This is a genomic window from Streptomyces sp. NPDC046870 (assembly GCF_040704595.1).
In the GTDB taxonomy this organism is placed as follows: Bacteria; Actinomycetota; Actinomycetes; order Streptomycetales; family Streptomycetaceae; genus Streptomyces; species Streptomyces argyrophylli.
On record NZ_JBEYXM010000004.1, the window covers coordinates 288,519 to 307,140 of the forward strand.

The window sequence follows — 18,622 nt, forward strand, 5'->3', positions numbered from 1 at the left end:
ACGAGCATCGGAAGCATGGGCCAAGGGTAACGCGCCCTCCTGGTGGCCCCTCTCGGCACGATCCCGGGCCCGCGCCCACCAGACCCGGCCTCAGCCCAGCGCTTCCTCCAGCAGCGCCGCCCACTGGGCGACGACCCGTTCGCGGCGGGCGGTGTCGTCGGTGAGGAGGTTGGCGAGGCCCAGGCCCCGGGCCATGTCCAGCAGGCCCTGGACGGTTTCGCGGACGCCGGGGCGGGACTCGTCGGCACGCAGGAGGTCGACGGCGATGCGGTGGGTCTCGCGGCCGACGCGGGCCTCCAGCTCGGTCACGCGCGGGCGCAGCTGTTCCTCGTCGGAGGCGGCGACCCACAGGTGCAGGGCGGCCCGGAACAGGGGGCCGGTGTAGAGGTCGACCAGGGCGGACACGACGGCCCGGCGGTCGGCGGCGCCGTCCGGGAACAGGGCCCGCAGGGCGAGGGAGCGTTCCTCGGAGACGTACTCGACGGCGGCGGTGAACAGGTCTTCCCTGGTCGGGAAGTGGTGCTGGGCGGCGCCCCGGGAGACACCGGCCCGCTCGGCCACGACGGCGACCGTGGAGCCCGCCCAGCCGCGCTCGGCGAGGCAGGCCACGGCGGCTTCCAGGAGCCGCTGCCGGGTGGCGCGGCTGCGGTCCTGTTTGGGCACGCGCTCGCGTTCCGTCGTCCTCACACCACCCATGCCGCATCACGTCTTTCCAGGAAGGCCGTCATCCCCTCCCGGGCCTGGGGGGAGGAGAACAGCCGGGCCGAGAGCGCGGTCAGCTCGGCCGCGTCCCGGTCGAATGTCTCCAGCACCCTAGCCGTGAGCAGCCGTTTGGTCTCGGCCAGGGCCTGGGGGGAGGAGCGGCGCAGACCGTCCAGGACGGGGGCCAGGGCGTCGTCGACGTCGTCCGCCGCCACCGTCAGCAGGCCCAGCCGCACGGCGTCGGCCGGGCCGAGGCGTTCGCCGGTGAGGTAGTAGCGGGCCAGGGCGCGCGGGTCGGTGCGCGGGATCACCGGCAGGGAGATCACGGCGGGGGCGACGCCGATGCGCACCTCGGTGAAGGCGAAGGTGGCGTCGGCGGAGGCGGCGGCGATGTCGCAGGCGGCGAGCAGGCCGAGGCCGCCGGCGCGGACATGGCCGGTGACCCGGGCGACGACGGGTTTGGGCAGCTCCACGATCTGCCGGAGCAGGGCCACCAGGGCGTCGGGGTCGGGCGGGTCGCGCAGGTCGGCGCCGGCGCAGAACGTCGTACCGCTGTGGGTGAGGACCACGGCCCGTACGTCCGGGTCCTTGCCGCAGTCGGTCAGGGCCTCGGCGAGTTCCGTGACGAGGGCGGCGGACAGGGCGTTGCGGGTGCCCGTGGAGTCGAGGCTGAGGGTGTCGACGGCACGCGCGCGTGTGCGGCCGATCCGTGCGGTCGGGTGCGTCACGTGTGCTCCCTGAGCTGTCGGCGCAGGATCTTGCCGGAGGCGGCACGGGGGACGGTGTCGATGAACGTGATCCGGCGGACGCGTTTGTACGGGGCGACGCGTTCGGCGACGTACAGCAGGACGTCGTTCTCGGTCAGCCCGTCGGCGGTGGGCCGGCGGACGACGAAGGCGTGCGGGACCTCGTTGCCGTCGGTGTCGTACGCGCCGATGACGGCCGCGTCGGCGATCTCCGGGTGGGTGAGCAGGAGTGCCTCCAGTTCGGCGGGGGCCACCTGGAAGCCCTTGTACTTGATCAGTTCCTTCACCCGGTCGACCACGAACAGCCAGCCGCCGGCGTCGACGCGGCCGACGTCCCCGGTGTGCAGCCAGCCGTCGGCGTCGATCAGCGCGGCGGTGGCGTCGGGGCGGCCGAGGTAGCCCTTCATCACCTGGGGGCCCCGGATCAGGATCTCGCCGGACTCGCCGGTGCCCAGGTCCTTGCCGGGGTCGTCCAGGGAGACGATCCGCATCTCGGTGCCGGCGATGAGTCTGCCGACCGTGCCGGCGGGGGCCTCGCGCAGCCGGTCCAGGGGGACGACATGGGTGCCGGGGGACAGTTCCGTCATGCCGTACGCCTGGCCGATCGGGGGCAGGCCCAGGCGCTCGGCGCAGGCGACGGCGAGCCGCGCGTCCAGCGGGGCGGCGGCGCTGATCACGTACCGCAGCGAGGAGAGGTCGTAGCGGCTGACCGCCGGGTGCTTGGCGAGGGCGAGGACGATCGGCGGGGCCACGTACAGGCCGGTGATGCGGTGCCTCTCGATCGCGGCGAGGAACGTCTCCAGCTCGAAGCGCGGCAGGACGACGACCGTGGCGCCCTTGCGCAGGGGCGCGTTCATCAGGGCGGTGAGGCCGTAGATGTGGAAGAACGGCAGGACGGCGAGGATGCGGTCGCCGGGTCCGGCCGGGACGGCGGGCTCCAGCTGGGCGAGGTTGGTGGCGATCTGCCGGTGGGTGAGCATGACCCCCTTGGGGGTGCCGGTGGTGCCGGAGGAGTACGGCAGCGCGGCGATGTCCTCGGCCGGGTCGATCCCGGTCTCCGGTTCGGGGGCGGTGGTGGCGAGCAGGTCGACCAGCGAACGGTGGCCGGGCGCGCTGTCGCACACGAGGATCTCCCGTATGCCGCCCGCGAGTTCGGCGGCCCGGCGGGCGGTCTCCAGCAGCGGGGAGACGGTGACGATCCAGCGGGCCGCGCTGTCGCCGAGCTGCTTCGCGAACTCCTCCGCGGTGGCCAGCGGGTGCACGGTGGTGACGGCGGCGCCCGCGCGCGTGGCGGCGTAGAAGGCGGTCGGGAACGCGATCGTGTTGGGGCTGTGCAGGGCGAGGACGTCGCCCTTGCGGACGCCCGTCTCGGCGAGGGCGGCGGCCAGGCGCCGGTGGAACCGGTCCACCTGCTCGTACGTGAGGGTGGTGCCGTCCGTGCCGTCGACGAGGGCCGGCTGGTCGCCGAAGTCGGCGGCCCGGCCCAGGACGGCGTCGTGGATGGGGAGTTCTACGGGCGGAACGTCTGCGTACTCGCTGCGGAACACGGTTCCTCCTCGCACAGGGCGCCTAGTACGACTTGGGCAGGCCCAGGGTCTGGTGGGAGACGTAGTTGAGAATCATCTCCCGGCTCACCGGGGCGATACGAGACACGCGCGCGGCCGTTATCAGCGAGGCGAGCCCGAACTCGCGCGTGAGCCCGTTGCCCCCGAGGGTGTGCACGGCCTGGTCCACGGCCCGTACGCAGGCCTCCCCCGCCGCGTACTTGGCCATGTTCGCGGCCTCGCCCGCGCCGATGTCGTCGCCGGCGTCGTAGAGACGGGCCGCCTTCTGCATCATCAGCCGGGCCAGCTCCAGGTCGATGTGCGCCTGCGCCAGGGGGTGGGCGATGGCCTGGTGGGCGCCGATGGGGGCCTTCCACACCGTGCGGTCGCGGGCGTACGCGACGGCCTTGGCGAGCGCGTAGCGGCCCATGCCGATGGCGAACGCGGCGGTCATGATCCGCTCGGGGTTGAGCCCCGCGAAGAGCTGGAGGAGCCCCGCGTCCTCGTCGCCGACCAGCGCGTCCGCGGGCAGCCGTACGTCGTCGAGGACCAGCTCGAACTGCTTCTCGGCCGCGTTGAGTTCCATGTCGATCGGGCGTTTCTGGAAGCCCTCCGCGTCCGTCGGGACGATGAACAGGCAGGGCTTGAGGCGTCCGGTGCGGGCGTCCTCGGTACGGCCGACGATCAGCACGGCGTCGGCCATGTCGACCCCGGAGATGAAGACCTTGCGTCCGGTGAGCAGCCAGTCGGCGCCGTCCCTGCGGGCCGTGGTGGTGATGCGGTGGCTGTTGGAGCCGGCGTCGGGCTCGGTGATGCCGAAGGCCATGAGGCGGGTGCCGTCGGCCAGACCGGGCAGCCAGTTCCGTTTCTGGTCCTCCGTGCCGAAGCGCGCGATCACCGTGCCGCAGATGGCGGGCGACACGACGAGCATGAGGAGGGGGGAGCCCGCGGCGCCCAGTTCTTCGAGCACGATGGAGAGTTCCGCTATGCCGCCGCCCCCGCCGCCGTACTCCTCCGGGAGGTTGACGCCGAGGTAGCCGAGCCTGCCCGCCTCGCTCCAGAGTTCGGTGGGGGGCTTGCCCTCGGCGACGGCGCGGGTGAGGTAGTCGCGGCCGTAGCGGTTGCCGAGGGCGGCCACTGCGGACCGTAGGGCCTTGTGTTCTTCGGACTCGACGAGGGTGGTCATCGGACTCCTTCGGGCTGCGGGTGTTCCGTGGCTGGGCGCGGTTCCCCGCGCTCCTAGGTTGGTTCGACCACCGCCAGCAACATGCCGGGCTCCACCTGCTGCCCGGGCTTGGCGTGGAGGGCCGTGAGCGTTCCTGCCGCCGGCGCCGAGATCTGGTGCTGCATCTTCATCGCCTCCAACCAGATGAGGCCCTGGCCCGCCCGAACCGTTGCCCCTTCCGTGAGACCGTCGGCGACCTTGACCACCGTGCCCGGCATCGGGGCCACCAGGGACCCCGGCGCGAGCTGGGCCGCCGGGTCGGGGAAGCGGGGCAGGGCGGTGAGACGGGTGCCGTTGACGTGAACCTGGTCGCCGTACCGCGTGACGTCGAACCTCCGCCGTACGCCGTCCACTTCCAGGACCACCAAGGCCGCGTCGGCGTGCACGACCCGGACCCCGTCGGCGGCCAGGCCCTGTCGGGTGTGCCGGTAGCGGACCTCGTGCTCCTCGCCGTCCGTCTCGTACCGCTTCACCTGCGGCTGGGAGAGGACGTTGCGCCAGCCGCCGAAGCGCGAGCGGCCGTGGGCGTCGGCGAGGGCGGCGGCCAGGGGGGCGTGGGGGTCGCGGGCGGGTTCGGTGAGGGCGTCGAGGTGACGGTCGTAGAAGCCGGTGTCCATGCGTCCGCTCGTGAACTCCGGGTGGCGCAGGGAGCGTACGAGCAGGTCGCGGTTGGTGACCGGGCCGTGGACCACGGCGGACTCCAGCGCGCCCGCGAGCCTGCGAACGGCCTCCGCGCGCGTGGGGGCGTGGGCGACGACCTTGGCGAGCATCGGGTCGTAGTGGACGCCGATGGTGTCGCCGTCGGTGTACCCCGTGTCCAGGCGGACGCCTTCCGGTACGGCGAGGCGGTGCAGCGTGCCGGTCTGGGGGGCCCAGTCACGGGCGGGGTCCTCGGCGTAGAGGCGGGCCTCGACGGCGTGGCCCCGCGCGCGCGGGGGCTCGGTGCCGAGGGCGTGGCCCTCGGCGATCCGGATCTGTTCCGCGACCAGGTCGAGGCCGAAGACCGCCTCGGTGACGGGGTGTTCGACCTGGAGGCGGGTGTTCATCTCCAGGAAGTGGGCGCGGCCGTCGGCGACCAGGAACTCGACGGTGCCCGCGCCGGTGTAGGAGACGGCGCGGGCGGCGCGTACGGCCAGCGTGCGCAGCTCCTCCCTGAGCGCCGTGGGCAGTCCCGGCGCCGGGGCCTCCTCGACGACCTTCTGGTGACGGCGCTGGAGGGAGCAGTCGCGGGTGCCGAGCGCCCACACGGTGCCGTGGGTGTCGGCGAGGATCTGCACCTCCACGTGCCGGCCGTGTTCGAGGTACGGCTCCACGAACACCTCGCCGTCGCCGAAGGCGCTCGCGGCCTCGGCGCGCGCGCCCTCCAGCGCGTCCCGCAACTCGTCCAGGCGGCGCACGATCCGCATGCCGCGCCCTCCGCCGCCGGCCGCCGCCTTCACCAGGACGGGCAGGTCGGCCTCGGTCACCTCCCGCAGGGGTTCGATGCCCAGCAGCCGCTTGGCGCGGGTCTTGGACGCCATGGCCTCGATGGCCTCCGGGGGCGGGCCGATCCAGACCAGGCCGGCGTCGAGGACGGCGCGGGCGAAGCCGGGGTTCTCGGAGAGGAAGCCGTAGCCGGGGTGCACGGCGTCGGCGCCGGACGCCAGGGCCGCCTCCACGATCAGGTCGGCGCGCAGGTACGTCTCGGCGGGCGCCGCGCCCGGCAGCCGTACCGCCGTGTCGGCCACGCGCGCGTGGAGCGCGTTCTCGTCGGCGTCGGAGTGCACCGCGACCGTCCGGATTCCCGACGCGCGGCAGGTGCGGAAGACACGGCAGGCGATCTCGCCCCGGTTGGCGACGAGCACACTGGAAATCACGGGATCCCTCACATCCGGAAGACGCCGAAGCCACCGCGCGCGCCCTCGTAGGGCGCGGTGTGCAGGGCGGAGAGGCACAGGCCGAGGACGGTGCGGGTGTCGCGCGGGTCGATGACGCCGTCGTCGTACAGCCGCCCGGACAGGAACATGGGCAGCGACTCGGACTCGATCTGCTGCTCCACCATGGCGCGCAGGGCCGCGTCCGCGTCCTCGTCGTACGGCTGCCCCTTGGCCGCCGCCGACTGCCGGACGACGATCGAGAGCACACCGGCGAGCTGCTGCGGGCCCATGACGGCGGACTTGGCGCTGGGCCAGGCGAACAGGAAGCGGGGGTCGTAGGCCCGGCCGCACATGCCGTAGTGCCCGGCGCCGTACGACGCGCCCATGAGGATCGACAGGTGCGGGACCCTGCTGTTGCTGACCGCGTTGATCATCATCGCGCCGTGCTTGATGATGCCGCCCTGCTCGTACTCCTTGCCGACCATGTAGCCGGTGGTGTTGTGCAGGAACAGCAGCGGGATGTCGCGCTGGTTGGCGAGCTGGATGAACTGCGCGGCCTTCTGCGACTCGGCGCTGAAGAGGACGCCCCGGGCGTTGGCCAGGATGCCGACCGGGTAGCCGTGCAGGGCCGCCCAGCCGGTGACCAGGCTGGTGCCGTACAGCGGCTTGAACTCGTCGAAGTCGGAGCCGTCCACGACGCGGGCGATGACCTCGCGCGGGTCGAACGGGATCTTCAGGTCCCCGGGGACGATGCCCAGCAGCTCCTCCGGGTCGTACTTGGGCGGCTCGGCCGGGCCGGGGTCCGGGTACGCCTTGCGGTGGTTGAGGCGGGCCACGACCCGGCGGGCCTGGCGCAGCGCGTCCGGCTCGTCCAGGGCGAAGTGGTCGGCGAGGCCGGACACGCGCGCGTGCATCTCGGCGCCGCCTAGCGACTCGTCGTCGCTCTCCTCGCCGGTGGCCATCTTGACCAGCGGCGGCCCGCCGAGGAACACCTTCGCGCGCTCCTTGACCATGATCACGTGGTCGGACATGCCGGGGATGTAGGCGCCGCCGGCGGTGGAGTTGCCGAAGACGACGGCGATGGTCGGGACGCCGGCGGCGGAGAGCCGGGTGAGGTCGCGGAAGATGGCGCCGCCGGGGATGAAGATCTCCTTCTGGGACGGCAGGTCGGCACCGCCCGACTCCACCAGGCTGATGCAGGGCAGCCGGTTGGCGAGCGCGATGTCGTTCGCGCGCAGGGCCTTCTTCAGGCTCCACGGGTTGCTGGCGCCGCCGCGCACGGTCGGGTCGTTGGCGGTGATCAGGCACTCCACGCCCTCGACCACGCCGATCCCGGTGACGAGGGAGGCGCCGACGGGGTACTCGCTGCCCCAGGCGGCCAGCGGGGAGAGCTCAAGGAACGGGGTGTCGGGGTCCAGCAGCAGCTCGATGCGCTCGCGGGGCAGCAGCTTGCCGCGCGCCCGGTGCCGCTGGACGTACTTCTCACCGCCCCCCGCGAGCGCCTTGGCGTGCTCGGCCTCCAGCTCGGCGAGCTTGGCGAGCATGGCCGCGCGGTGGGCCTGGTGGTCGGGGCCGGTGGGGTCGACAGCGGTCCGCAGAACCGTCACAGCAGAGTCTCCGGGATGTCCAGGTGGCGGGAGCGCAGCCATTCGCCGAGGGCCTTGGCCTGCGGGTCGAAGCGGGCCTGCGCGGCGACTCCGGCACCGAGGATGCCCTCGACGACGAAGTTGAGCGCGCGCAGGTTCGGCAGCAGGTGCCGGGTGACGGGCAGGTCGCGGGTCTCGGGGAGCAACTGCCGGAAGGCGTCGGTGGTCAGGGTGCGGGCGAGCCACCGCCAGCTCTCGTCCGACCGCGCCCACACCCCCACGTTGGCGTTCCCGCCCTTGTCCCCGCTGCGCGCCCCGGCGACCAGTCCGAGGGGCGCCCGGCGGGCCGGGCCGGGCGGGAGGGGTTCCGGAAGGGGCGGGGGCGGTACGGCGTCGAGGGGCCGGGTGTCCTGGGGCGGCGGCACGGAGACACGGCGTCCGTCGTGGAGGACGGCCATATGGTCTACGTCCCCATGGGGTACGTACACATCCTCGAACACCCCATAGGGGGCGCCCTTTCCGGGTGGGGCGAGCACATGGAAGCCGGGGTAACTGGCGAGGGCCAGCTCCACGGCGGCCCCGCTGAGCGCCCGCCCCACGACCCGCTGGTCCGGGTCGCGGACGACGAGCCGCAGCAGCGCGCTGGCCGTCTCCTCGGTGTCCGCGTCGGCCCGGTCGGTGCGCACCAGTTCCCAGCGCACCTCCCGCGGCGGCGACTTGGCGAGCGCGTCGGCGAGCTGCTCCCGCACCAGGGCCGCCTTGGCCTCGATGTCCAGTCCGGTCAGGACGAAGACGACCTCGTTGCGGAAGCCGCCGAGCCGGTTGACCCCGGCCTTGAGCGTGGGCGGCGGCGCCTCCCCGCGCACCCCCTCGATCCGCACCCGGTCCGGTCCGTCCTGGCTCAGCCGTACGGTGTCCAGCCGGGCGGTGACGTCGGGCCCGGCGTAGCGGGCGCCGCCGGTCTCGTACAGCAGTTGCGCGGTGACCGTGCCCACGTCCACGAAGCCTCCGGTGCCCGGGTGCTTGGTGATCACGCTGGTGCCGTCGGCGTGGACCTCGGCGAGCGGGAAGCCGGGACGCCGTACGTCCCCCTCGCCGAAGAACGCGTAGTTGCCGCCTGTGGCCTGGGTCCCGCACTCCAGCACGTGACCGGCGACGACGGCGCCGGCGAGGCGGTCGTGGTCCGCCGGCCCCCAGCCGAAGTGGGCGGCGGCGGGGCCGGTGACGAGCGCGGCGTCGGTCACCCGCCCGGTGACCACCACGTCGGCGCCGGCCCGCAGGCACGCGGCGATGCCGAAGCCGCCGAGGTAGGCGTGGGCGGCGAGGGCGCCCGGGTGGGCGGCGGTCAGGTCGTCGCCCTCGACGTGCGCGACCCGCGCCGGGATGCCGAGCCGGTCCGCCAGCTCCCGTATCCGGCCGGCGAGTCCGGCGGGGTTGAGGCCGCCGGCGTTGGTGACGATCCGCACGCCGCGTTCGTGGGCGAGCCCCAGGCAGTCCTCCAGCCGGCGCAGGAAGGTGCGGGCGTAGCCGGCGGCCGGGTCCTTCAGCCGGTCGCGGCCGAGGATGAGCATGGTGAGTTCGGCGAGGTAGTCACCGGTGAGGACGTCGACCTCGCCACCGGTGAGCATCTCGCGCAGGGCGTCCGCGCGGTCGCCGTAGAAGCCGGAGAAGTTGCCGATGCGCAGCGGGTTCACCGGCCGGTCCCCTTCGGCGGTCGGCCGGTGCCGGGCGGGCCCGCGAACGCCTGGGCGATGCCGAGCCAGCGGTCGGCGTCCGGGCCCGCGGCCGTCAGCGCGAGGTCGTCCCGGTGGGCGCGCTGGGTGACCAGGAGGCAGAAGTCGAGGGCGGGGCCGGTGACGCGCTGGGCGGCGCGCTCGTCGCCGTACGCCCACAGCTGGCCGGAGGGCGCGGTCAGTTCCACCCGGAACTCCTCGGCCGGCGGGGTCAGTCCATGCACTCCGAAGGCGAAGTCACGGGTCCGCACCCCGAGCCGGGCCACATGCCGGAGCCGGTCGGTGGGTGGGCGCACCACACCCAGCGCGTCGGCGATGTCCAGCCCGTGGGCCCAGGTCTCCATCAGCCGGGCCGTGGCCATGGAGGCGGCCGACATGGGCGGTCCGTACCAGGGGAAACGGGCGCCGGCCGGTGCGTCGCGCAGGGCCCGGTCGAGGGCGGTGCGTCCGCCGCGCCAGGCCGCCAGCAGCTCGGCGGGCGGGAGTACGGCGCCCTCCTCCGCTCCCTCGCCCACGAACGCGTCGGGTGCGGCGAGCGCCTTCTCGACCAGCGCCCGGAAGGCGTCGGCGTCGGTGAGGGCCAGCAGGGCCGAGCGGTCGGTCCAGGCGAGGTGCGCGATCTGGTGGGCGACGGTCCAGCCGGGTGCCGGGGTGGGCAGGGCCCACTGACCGGGACCCAACTCGGCCACCAGCCGGTCGAGTTCACCGCTCTCGGCACGCAGGTCGTCGATGACGGGCGTCGGGTCGGCCATGAGGGGGAGCATGGCAGCGGGAGGAGAAACAATCAAGCGTGCTTGCATGAATTGATGCCCGACAGGACCCCGGGTCCGGACGGAGCGGGGCGGTCCGGACGGCGCCGCCCGCACCGCCCGGACCCGGGGTCACACCGCTTCCACCGGCGGGTACACCGGCTCCCACCGGGCCGCCCGTACCGCCGCCTCGACGTCGTCGAGGCCGGTCCGGGCGACGCCCTCCTCCACCGCCACGCGGGCCACGGCCACGGCGACCGCCTCCGAGGTGGCGCGCAGGTCCCGGATCGGCGGCAGGACCGGCGCGCCGGAACGGGCGACCTCCGTGTCACCGGTCCGGCGGGCCACCGCGTCGGCCGCCGCGCGGAGCATGCGGTCGGTGACGCGGGAGGCGCGGGCGACGATCACACCGAGACCGAGGCCCGGGAAGACCAGCGCGTTGTTGGCCTGGCCGATCTCGTACGTCGTGCCGTCCCGCTCCACCGGGGCGAAGGGGCTGCCGGTGGCCACGAGGGCCTTGCCGTCGGTCCAGTCGAGCAGGTCGGCGGGGGTGGCCTCGGCGAGGTCGGTCGGGTTGGACATGGGCAGGATGATCGGGCGCTCGGTGTGCCGGGCCATCTCGCGGACGATGTCCTGTGTGAAGGAGCCGCCCTGGCCGGACGTCCCGATCAGGATGGTCGGTCGGACCCGGCGGACCACCTCGTCCAGCGGGATGCCGGGCAGGTCCTCGTCCCGGCGCCAGTCGTCGACCTCGTCGGCGGGACGGGCGTACGGCTTCTGGAAGTCCCGCAACTGGTCGCCCTGGTCGGTGGTGAGCAGGCCGTACCGGTCCACGCACCAGAAGCGGGCGGTGGCCTGCCCGGCGGACAGACCCTCGGCGATCAGGGCGTCGCGCAACTGGTCGGCGACGCCGATGCCCGCGGTACCGGCGCCGAAGACGACGATCCGGTGCTCGGGCAGCGGCGTGCCGGTGGCGCGGACACCGGACAGGACGGCGGCGAGGTTGACGGCGCCGGTGCCCTGGATGTCGTCGTTGAAGGTGCAGACCTGGTCGCGGTAGCGGTCGAGGATGCGGCGGGCGTTGGCGGTGCCGAAGTCCTCCCAGTGCAGCAGGGCGTGCGGGAAGAGCCGGTTCGCGGTGGTGACGTAGGCGTCGATGAAGGCGTCGTAGGTGTCGCGGTCGGCGCGCGGGTGGCGGTTGCCGAGGTAGAGGGGGTTGTCGAGGAGTTCCCGGCGGTTGGTGCCGACGTCCAGCATGACGGGCAGGGTGCGGCGCGGGTCGATGCCGGCGGCGGCCGTGTAGACGGCGAGCTTGCCGACGGCGATGTCGATGCCGCCGACGCCCCAGTCGCCGATGCCGAGGATGCCCTCGCCGTCGGTGGCCACGATCAGGTCGACGTCGTCGGCGCCGAGACCGTGCGCGCGCAGGGAGCGTTCGATGTCCTCGGGGGCGTCCACGGAGAGGTAGACGCCGCGCGGGCGCCGGTACTCCGTGCTGTAGCGGCGGATCGCCGTGCCCACCGTGGGGGTGTAGACGATGGGCAGCATCTCTTCGGGGTGGTCGCCGACGAGCCGGTAGAACAGCACCTCGTTGCGGTCGTGCAGCGCGGTCAGATTGACGCTCCTGGCCAGGTCGCCCGGCTGGTCCCGGAACTGGCGGTAGGCGCGTTCGGCCTGCTCGTCCTGGGTGAGCACACGGGGTGGGACCAGCCCGACGAGGTCGAGGGCGCGGCGCTCCTCCTCGGTGAAGGCGGTACCGCGGTTGATCCGGGGATCGGCGAGAACGGCCCGGCCCCGGGCGGTGACCTGCAACGGGCCGGGGTGGGTGTCACGAGCGTCGGTCACGAGATCCGCCTTCCGTCCGGCTGCGCCCTTTCAGGCCACACTCAGGAGTGTGCGGGAGAGGAGCGGGGGGCGCAGGGTGAGCGGGGAGGGGGTTCCGTGGAGACGGGCGGGCCCGGCGAGTCTCCTTCCGGTCGGAATGGCCGGAAGGACTCCCTACGCTTCCGGTGCCCGCAGGGCGGGCTTCGCCCGGGAGGTCTGGGTGCGTACCGCGCCGATCGTCGCCGCGATGACCAGGGCGATCGCGGCGGCCTCGGTGGGGGTGAGGGACTGGCCGAGGATCAGGAAGCCGGCCGTGGCCGCGATGGCCGGTTCCAGGCTCATGAGGATGGCGAAGGTGGGGGCCGGCAACCGGCGCAGGGCCAGCAGTTCGAGGGTGTAGGGCAGGACCGAGGAGAGCAGGGCCACCGCCGAGCCGAGGGCGGCGGTGGTGGGGTTCAGGAGCCGGCTGCCGGCGTCGGCGATGCCCAGGGGGAGGAAGAGGAGGGCCGCGACCGCCATGGCCAGCGCCAGACCGTCCGCCTGCGGGAAGCGCCGGCCCGTACGGGCGCTGAAGACTATATAGGCAGCCCACATGGTGCCCGCGCCCAAGGCGAAGCCGACACCTGTGGGGTCCAGATTGCCGAAGCCTCCGCCGCCGAGCAGGAAGACGCCGGCGAGGGCGAGGCCGGCCCAGAGGGCGTTGATCGCGCGGCGGGAGGCCACGACGGACAGGGCCAGGGGGCCGAGGACTTCGAGGGTGACCGCCGGGCCCAGCGGGATACGGGCGACCGCTTCGTAGAACAGGCCGTTCATCGCGCCCATGGTGATGCCGAAGACGACGACCGTGCCCCAGTCGGCCCGGGAGTGCCCGCGCAGCCGGGGCCGGCAGACCAGCAGGAGGACGACGGCCGCCGCGAGCAGGCGCAGGGTCACGACGCCCAGGGCACCGGCCCGCGGCATCAGCGTGACGGCCAGCGCGCCGCCGAACTGGACCGAGACGCCGCCGGCCAGCACCAGCCCCACGGGTCCGAGTGAGCCGAGCGGGCCGCGCGGGGCGGAGGGACGCGCGCCGTCGCCCGAGGTGGTCGGGGTCGGCGTGGTGGTGCTGAGCGGGGCGGTCACGAGCGGTCCTGGGCTTGATCGGATTCGTGCATCTCGATGTACTACCAGGTCCAGGGTAATGGACTTCGACAGGTGCGTGAACCCTTCACGGCACTGTCTTGGATGCTGGGATCAGCCGCCCGGTCACGCCTCCTCGTCGCGGAACGGCGGGGCCGTCGGGGCGGACGCCCTCGAAGAACCCGAGAGCGGCCTCAGCGGCGGGCCAGATAGATGTCGAACGCCTTGTGCAGCAGCCGGTTCAGCGGGAAGTCCCACTCCCCCGCGTACTCGACGGCCTCACCGCCCGCGCCCACCTTGAAGCGGAGCAGGCCCACCAGGTGGTCGGACTCCTCCAGGGTGTCGGTGATGCCCCGGAAGTCGTAGACGTGGGCGCCGAGTTCATGGGCGTCGCACATCATCCGCCACTGCAGGGCGTTGTTGGGCTGCACCTCGCGCTTGCGGCTGGTGGAGGCGCCGTAGGAGTACCAGACGTGCCCGCCGACGATCAGCATGGTGGCCGCGGCGAGGACGTCCCCGTCGTGGTGGGCGAGGTAGAGCCGCATCCGGTCGGGGTGCTCCGCGGTGAGCGCGGTCCACATGCGCTGGAAGTACGGCAGGGGGCGCGGGATGAAGCGGTCCCGTTCGGCGGTCTCGGCGTAGAGGCCGTAGAAGACCGGCAGGTCCTCCGGTCCGCCCCGGACGATCTTCACGCCCGCCTTCTCGGCCTTCTTGATGTTGCGCCGCCACTGCTGGTTGAGCCCGCGGTGGATGTCCTCCAGGGACCGGTCCGCGAACGGGACCTGGCACACGTACCGGGGCTGCCCGGCGGCGAACCCCTCCTCCCCGCCGGACGCGGTCTGCCGCCAGCCCATGCGGCGCAGCCGCTCGGCGAGGCCGAGGCCAGGCCCGCAGGACGTCGCCGGCACGTCACGCAGCCGGCGCGTGCCGGGGTCGGCGATCGCGGCCTTGACCGCCTCCGGGCTCCACCGCCGGGCCACCACGGGCGGCCCCATCCTCACCGCGAAGGCACCCCGGGCCTTGAGGTGCGCCAGCAAGGGCTCCAGCCAGCGCTCCAGATCGGGCGCGTCCCAGTCGATGACGGGCCCCTCGGGGAGGTAGGCCAGATACCGCTTCAGCCTGGGCAACGGCCGCAGCAGCACCAGCCCGGCCCCCACGAGCCGCCCGTCCGCCTCGAACCACCCCAGGCTCTCGGCCCGCCAGTCCGGTTTCACGTCCCCCCACGACGGCACCTGCGTGTGGCTGACCGAGGGACGCTCCGCCACGAAGGCGAGGTGCTCGGCACGGGTGAGGGGGCGGAGGGTCAGCGGACGGGGGGTCAGCGACATGGGCGGGGCTCCTTCGGGGACGGGGCCGGTCCCGGTGGCGAGGCCGGTCCTACGACGGTGAGGACGGTGCCGGCGGCCGCTTCGGTGCGGCTGCGTCGGTGACGGTGCCGCCGGCGTCCGTGGAGATCGCTGGTGCCCTCACCCTACGAAGCGTCCCGTCCGTCCTTGGGCCCCCACGCCTCCAGCACGTCCGTGTCCGTCGCCCGGGCGTACAGGAAGTACTCGGCCCACGCGGCGATGTCCGGATAGGCGCACTCCCGGGTCAGCCGGGCCACCGCCGCCGGTATGTCGTACGGCGTCACGCGCAGGTCGGTACCGGGGCCGAGGAGGCACCAGTGGGCGCCGGGGCGGCCGTAGGGCATCCCGACGCTGCCGGGGTTGACCACCAGGCGGCCGTGGGCCAGGCGGACGTAGGGCATGTGGGTGTGGCCGCAGACGACCGTGCCGATGCCGGCCGGCAGGCCGGTGAAGACCTCCGCCCAGCGGGCCGGGCGCGAGTCGACCAGGACCAGTTCCTCGTCGTCGCGCGGGGTGGCGTGGCAGAAGAGGACCGGGCCCAGTCCGCGCACGCGCAGGGTGCGGGTGCGCGGCAGCGCGGCCAGGAAGTCGACCTGGTCCCGGCGCAGCGCCCGGGCGGCGTAGGGGCCGATGGGGTCCGGGATCTCCGCGCGCTCGCCGCGCCGGTACTCCACCAGTTCCCGGTCCGCGTTGCCGCCGATCCACAGCACCCGGTCGCCCTGCTCGCGCAGCAGGTCCAGCACCTCGGCCGGCTGCGGGCCCGCCGTGATGTCCCCGGTGAGGACGATCCGCTCGGCGGCGGCCACCTCGGGCTCCGCCAGGACCGCCTCCAGGGCGGGCAGCACGCCGTGGATGTCGGAGAGGACCGCCAGCCGCGTGTACTCCTCGTCCTCGTTCACCCAGCACCTCCCGCCGGGGAATCCAGCGCGTCCGCCAGCACCTCCGCCAGGTGCCGGCCCCGGACCCCGGCGAGCTGTTCGAGCTGGGTGCGGCAGGAGAAGCCGTCCGCCAGGATCACCGTGTCGGGCGGGGCCTGCCGGACCGAGGGCAGGAGCTGTTCCTCCGCGCAGGCCCGGGAGACCTCGAAGTGGCCTTTTTCGAACCCGAAGTTGCCCGCCAGGCCGCAGCAGCCTCCGCTCAGCTCGCCGGTGAGACCGGCGGCGGCGCGCAGCCGGCGGTCGGAGTTGTCGCCGAGCACCGCGTGCTGGTGGCAGTGGGTCTGGCCGGCGACCGGGCGGCCGACGGCGGCCGGGGTCCAGTGCGGGGCGTGCCGTTCCAGGGTCTCGGCGAAGGTGCGGACGGCGGCGGACAGCCGGGCGGCGCGCGGGTCGTCGGGCAGCAGCTCCGGGAGGTCGGTGCGGAGGGCGGCGGCGCAGCTCGGTTCCAGGACGACGACCGGGAGCCCGGCCTCCAGCACCGGTTCCATCAGCTCCAGCGTGCGGCGCAGGACTGCGCGGGCGCGGTCCAGCTGGCCGGTGGACAGGTAGGTCAGTCCGCAGCAGACCCGGGCCCGGCGGGCCGCGAGCAGCGCGGTCGCCGCCCTGGTCCGGCCGTCGGCGATCGCTCCCCGGCGCAGCAGCAGCGTCGGCGGCAGGGTCACGCGCAGCCCGGCGGCCTCCAGCACCCGCACGGCGGCCCGGCCGACGGAAGGCGCCAGGTACTCCGTGAAGGTGTCCGGCCAGAGGACGACCAGGTTTCCGCCGCCGGGCACGGGCAGATCGGCGGCACCCGGTGCGGGCGCGTCTTCGGCGTCCCGCGCGGGCAGGCCCCCCGCCCCCGGCGCGGACAAGCCACCGGCACCCGATGCGGGCGACTCTTCAGCACCCGGCGCGGGCAGATCCCCCGCCCCAGGGCCAGGCAGAGCACCGGCACCCCGCGCAGGCAGACCCTCGGCGCCCGGTACCGGCAGGCCCCCCGCACCCGGCTCAGGCAAGCCACCGGCACCCGATGCGGGCGACTCTTCAGCACCCGGCGCGGGCAGCTTCCCCGCCCCAGGGCCAGGCAGAGCACCGGCACCCCGCGCAGGCAGATCCTCGGCGCCCGGTGCCGGCAGGCCCCCCGCAACCGGCGCGGGCAGCTCCCCCAGCCCCCGCGCGGGCAGATCCCCCGCCCCCGGCACAGGAAGGTCCCCCGCCTCCGCAGGGTTCCGGTCGTGCCACCACGCCGTGAACGTCCGTGTCGTCAGCCGTGGGATCTGCCGTTCCGGGGTGATCCCGGCCAGCCGTTTGCCGAGGGCGGCCAGTGGGCCCACCCGGGCCAGGGCGTTGACCAGGGGAGCCGTCCGGGTGCGGGCGGTCCAGCGGAGCCATTCCGGGAGCCGGCCCAGGGTGTGGTGGGCGGCGGGGCGGCGGCGGCCGGCGTAGTGGTGGTGCAGGAACTCCGCCTTGTAGGTGGCCATGTCGACGCCGACCGGACAGTCCGAGCGGCAGCCCTTGCAGGACAGGCACAGGTCCAGGGCGTCCCGGACCTCCGGGGACCGCCAGCCGTCGGTGATCAGCTCGCCCGCGAGCATCTCGTGCAGCAGCCGGGCCCGGCCGCGTGTGGAGTGTTCCTCCTCGCCGGTGGCCCGGAAGGAGGGGCACATCACGGCGGGGCCGGCCGCCGTGGTCGTACGGCACTTGGCGACGCCGACGCAGCGGCGGACGGCCGCGGCGAAGTCGCCGCCGTCCGCCGGGTAGCCGAAGGCGACGTCGACCGGGCGGCCCGGCAGGACGGAGAAGCGGAGGTTGGTGTCGAGCGGGGCCGGGCGGACCAGCATGCCGGGGTTGAGCAGGTCGTCGGGGTCCCAGAGGGCCTTGGCCCGTTCGAAGAGCCGGACCGTCTCCTCGCCGTACATGCGGGGCAGCAGTTCCGCGCGGGCCTGGCCGTCGCCGTGCTCCCCGGAGAGGGAGCCGCCGTGGGCCACCACCAGGTCGGCCAGTTCCTCGGAGAAGCGGCGGAAGCGGCCGACACCGGCCTCGGTGAGCAGGTCGAAGTCGACGCGGACGTGGACGCAGCCGTCGCCGAAGTGGCCGTACGGCGTGCCGCGCAGTCCGTGGGCGGCGAGGAGCGCGCGGAAGTCGCGCAGGTAGGCCCCGAGCCGGGCCGGTGGCACCGCGCAGTCCTCCCAGCCGGGCCAGGCCTCCGTGCCGTCCGGCATCCGGGTGGCCGTGCCGGACGCGTCCTCGCGGATGCGCCACAGGGTCCGCTGGTCCGCCGGGTCGGTGACGACCAGCGCGGACACGACGTCGGCGGCGCGCGCGATCTCCTCCGCCCGCGCGCGTGCCTCCGCCGCCGTCCGCCCGCCGGTCTCCACGAACAGCCAGGCGCCGCCCGCCGGCAGGCCCGCGCCGGCCGGTACCAGGTCGGCGGCCATGCCCTCCACCGTGAGCGGCAGCAGCGGCAGCAGGCCGGCGGCGGCCTCGGCGGCGGCGCTCTCGTCGGCGTACGCCAGCACGGCCAGGGCCCGCGCGCGCGGAGCCTCGACCAAGCCGACCACGGCCTCGGTGAGGATGCCCAGCGTGCCCTCGGAGCCGCAGAAGGAGCGGGCGACGTCCGCGCCCTTCTCGGGCAGCAGCGCGTCCAGCGCGTACCCGGAGATGCGGCGGGGCAGGTCCGGGAAACCCGTGCGCAGCCGGGCCAGTTCGCCCTCGGCCAGCTCCCGCAGCCCGTCCGGGGCGCCCGCCCAGCCCGGCCCGAGCCGCAGCCGCTGCCCCCGCGCGGTGAGCACGGACAGCTCCCGCACGCTGTCCGCGGTCGTGCCCCAGGCGACCGAGTGGGAACCGCAGGAGTTGTTGCCGATCATCCCGCCGAGCGTGCACCTGCTGTGCGTGGACGGGTCGGGGCCGAAGCGCAGCCCGTGCGGTGCGGCGGCGTCCTGGAGCCGGTCGAGCACGAGCCCCGGCTGCACGACGGCCGTGCGGCTGCCTGGGTCCAGCTCCAGCAGGCCGGCCATGTGCCGGGTGAAGTCCAGGACCACGCCGGTGCCGGTCGCCTGCCCGGCGATCGACGTGCCCCCGCCCCGCGCCACCACCGGCACCCCGCGCGCCCGGCACACCTCCAGCACGGCGGCCACGTCGTCCGCGTCCCGGGGGGCCACGACGCCGAGGGGCACCCGCCGGTAGTTGGACGCGTCCATGGTGACCAGGGCCCGGGCGGTGGCGTCGAACCCGACCTCGCCGCGCACGGCCCCGCGCAGCGCACGGGCCAGCTC

At 74.3% G+C, this 18,622-nt stretch carries 13 protein-coding genes; all 13 read right to left on the reverse strand.

All coding sequences use genetic code 11. The features are described 5' to 3' along the window. Positions 1 to 90: 90 nt before the first annotated feature. The 13 genes from AB0946_RS12410 to AB0946_RS12470 all read right to left on the reverse strand — a co-directional run bounded on the left by AB0946_RS12410 (position 91) and on the right by AB0946_RS12470 (position 18,547). A complete protein-coding gene (locus tag AB0946_RS12410; RefSeq protein ID WP_030642938.1) occupies positions 91 to 696 on the reverse strand; it encodes a TetR/AcrR family transcriptional regulator in 606 nt (201 codons plus the stop codon). Continuing rightward, positions 684 to 1,430, reverse strand: coding sequence for an enoyl-CoA hydratase family protein (locus AB0946_RS12415; RefSeq protein ID WP_366760516.1), 747 nt, complete (start codon positions 1,428 to 1,430; stop codon positions 684 to 686). The genes AB0946_RS12410 and AB0946_RS12415 overlap by 13 nt, the downstream gene beginning before the upstream one ends. Continuing rightward, on the reverse strand, positions 1,427 to 2,995 hold the full coding sequence (locus AB0946_RS12420; protein WP_366760517.1) for a 4-coumarate--CoA ligase family protein: 1,569 nt from the start codon (positions 2,993 to 2,995) through the stop codon (positions 1,427 to 1,429). The genes AB0946_RS12415 and AB0946_RS12420 overlap by 4 nt, the downstream gene beginning before the upstream one ends. A 22-nt stretch (positions 2,996 to 3,017) precedes the next feature. Continuing rightward, positions 3,018 to 4,178: an acyl-CoA dehydrogenase family protein gene (locus AB0946_RS12425; protein WP_366760518.1), complete on the reverse strand. Its 1,161-nt coding sequence runs from the start codon at positions 4,176 to 4,178 to the stop codon at positions 3,018 to 3,020. Between the two features lie 53 nt (positions 4,179 to 4,231). Continuing rightward, entirely contained in the window at positions 4,232 to 6,073 is a 1,842-nt protein-coding gene (locus AB0946_RS12430) for a biotin carboxylase N-terminal domain-containing protein (protein WP_366760519.1), read from the reverse strand. An 8-nt stretch (positions 6,074 to 6,081) separates the two neighbouring features. Then, entirely contained in the window at positions 6,082 to 7,680 is a 1,599-nt protein-coding gene (locus AB0946_RS12435) for a carboxyl transferase domain-containing protein (RefSeq protein ID WP_366760520.1), read from the reverse strand. Next, on the reverse strand, positions 7,677 to 9,353 hold the full coding sequence (locus AB0946_RS12440) for an acyclic terpene utilization AtuA family protein (RefSeq protein WP_366760521.1): 1,677 nt from the start codon (positions 9,351 to 9,353) through the stop codon (positions 7,677 to 7,679). The genes AB0946_RS12435 and AB0946_RS12440 overlap by 4 nt, the downstream gene beginning before the upstream one ends. Then, positions 9,350 to 10,144: a TIGR03084 family metal-binding protein gene (locus AB0946_RS12445; RefSeq protein WP_366760522.1), complete on the reverse strand. Its 795-nt coding sequence runs from the start codon at positions 10,142 to 10,144 to the stop codon at positions 9,350 to 9,352. Before AB0946_RS12445 ends, AB0946_RS12440 begins: the two co-directional genes overlap by 4 nt. A 129-nt stretch (positions 10,145 to 10,273) precedes the next feature. After that, positions 10,274 to 11,986 carry an NAD-dependent malic enzyme gene (locus AB0946_RS12450; protein ID WP_366760523.1) on the reverse strand — a complete coding sequence of 571 codons (1,713 nt, stop codon included), beginning with the start codon at positions 11,984 to 11,986 and terminating at the stop codon, positions 10,274 to 10,276. Positions 11,987 to 12,139: 153 nt separating this feature from the next. Beyond that, positions 12,140 to 13,087, reverse strand: a complete 948-nt coding sequence (locus tag AB0946_RS12455) for an EamA family transporter (protein WP_366760524.1) — start codon at positions 13,085 to 13,087, stop codon at positions 12,140 to 12,142. Positions 13,088 to 13,278: 191 nt separating this feature from the next. After that, positions 13,279 to 14,412 carry a peptidoglycan bridge formation glycyltransferase FemA/FemB family protein gene (locus AB0946_RS12460; RefSeq protein ID WP_366760525.1) on the reverse strand — a complete coding sequence of 378 codons (1,134 nt, stop codon included), beginning with the start codon at positions 14,410 to 14,412 and terminating at the stop codon, positions 13,279 to 13,281. Positions 14,413 to 14,555: 143 nt separating this feature from the next. Beyond that, entirely contained in the window at positions 14,556 to 15,329 is a 774-nt protein-coding gene (locus tag AB0946_RS12465; RefSeq protein WP_366760526.1) for a metallophosphoesterase family protein, read from the reverse strand. Then, on the reverse strand, positions 15,326 to 18,547 hold the full coding sequence (locus tag AB0946_RS12470) for an FAD-linked oxidase C-terminal domain-containing protein (protein WP_366760702.1): 3,222 nt from the start codon (positions 18,545 to 18,547) through the stop codon (positions 15,326 to 15,328). The genes AB0946_RS12465 and AB0946_RS12470 overlap by 4 nt, the downstream gene beginning before the upstream one ends. Positions 18,548 to 18,622: the final 75 nt, after the last annotated feature.

Coding starts and splice junctions, on each gene's coding strand:
- AB0946_RS12445 (WP_366760522.1), bottom strand. CDS start 10,144: ATGGCCGACCCGACGCCCGTCATCGACGACCTGCGTGCCGAGAGCGGT.
- AB0946_RS12425 (WP_366760518.1), bottom strand. CDS start 4,178: ATGACCACCCTCGTCGAGTCCGAAGAACACAAGGCCCTACGGTCCGCA.
- AB0946_RS12460 (WP_366760525.1), bottom strand. CDS start 14,412: ATGTCGCTGACCCCCCGTCCGCTGACCCTCCGCCCCCTCACCCGTGCC.
- AB0946_RS12470 (WP_366760702.1), bottom strand. CDS start 18,547: ATGGACGCGTCCAACTACCGGCGGGTGCCCCTCGGCGTCGTGGCCCCC.
- AB0946_RS12410 (WP_030642938.1), bottom strand. CDS start 696: ATGGGTGGTGTGAGGACGACGGAACGCGAGCGCGTGCCCAAACAGGAC.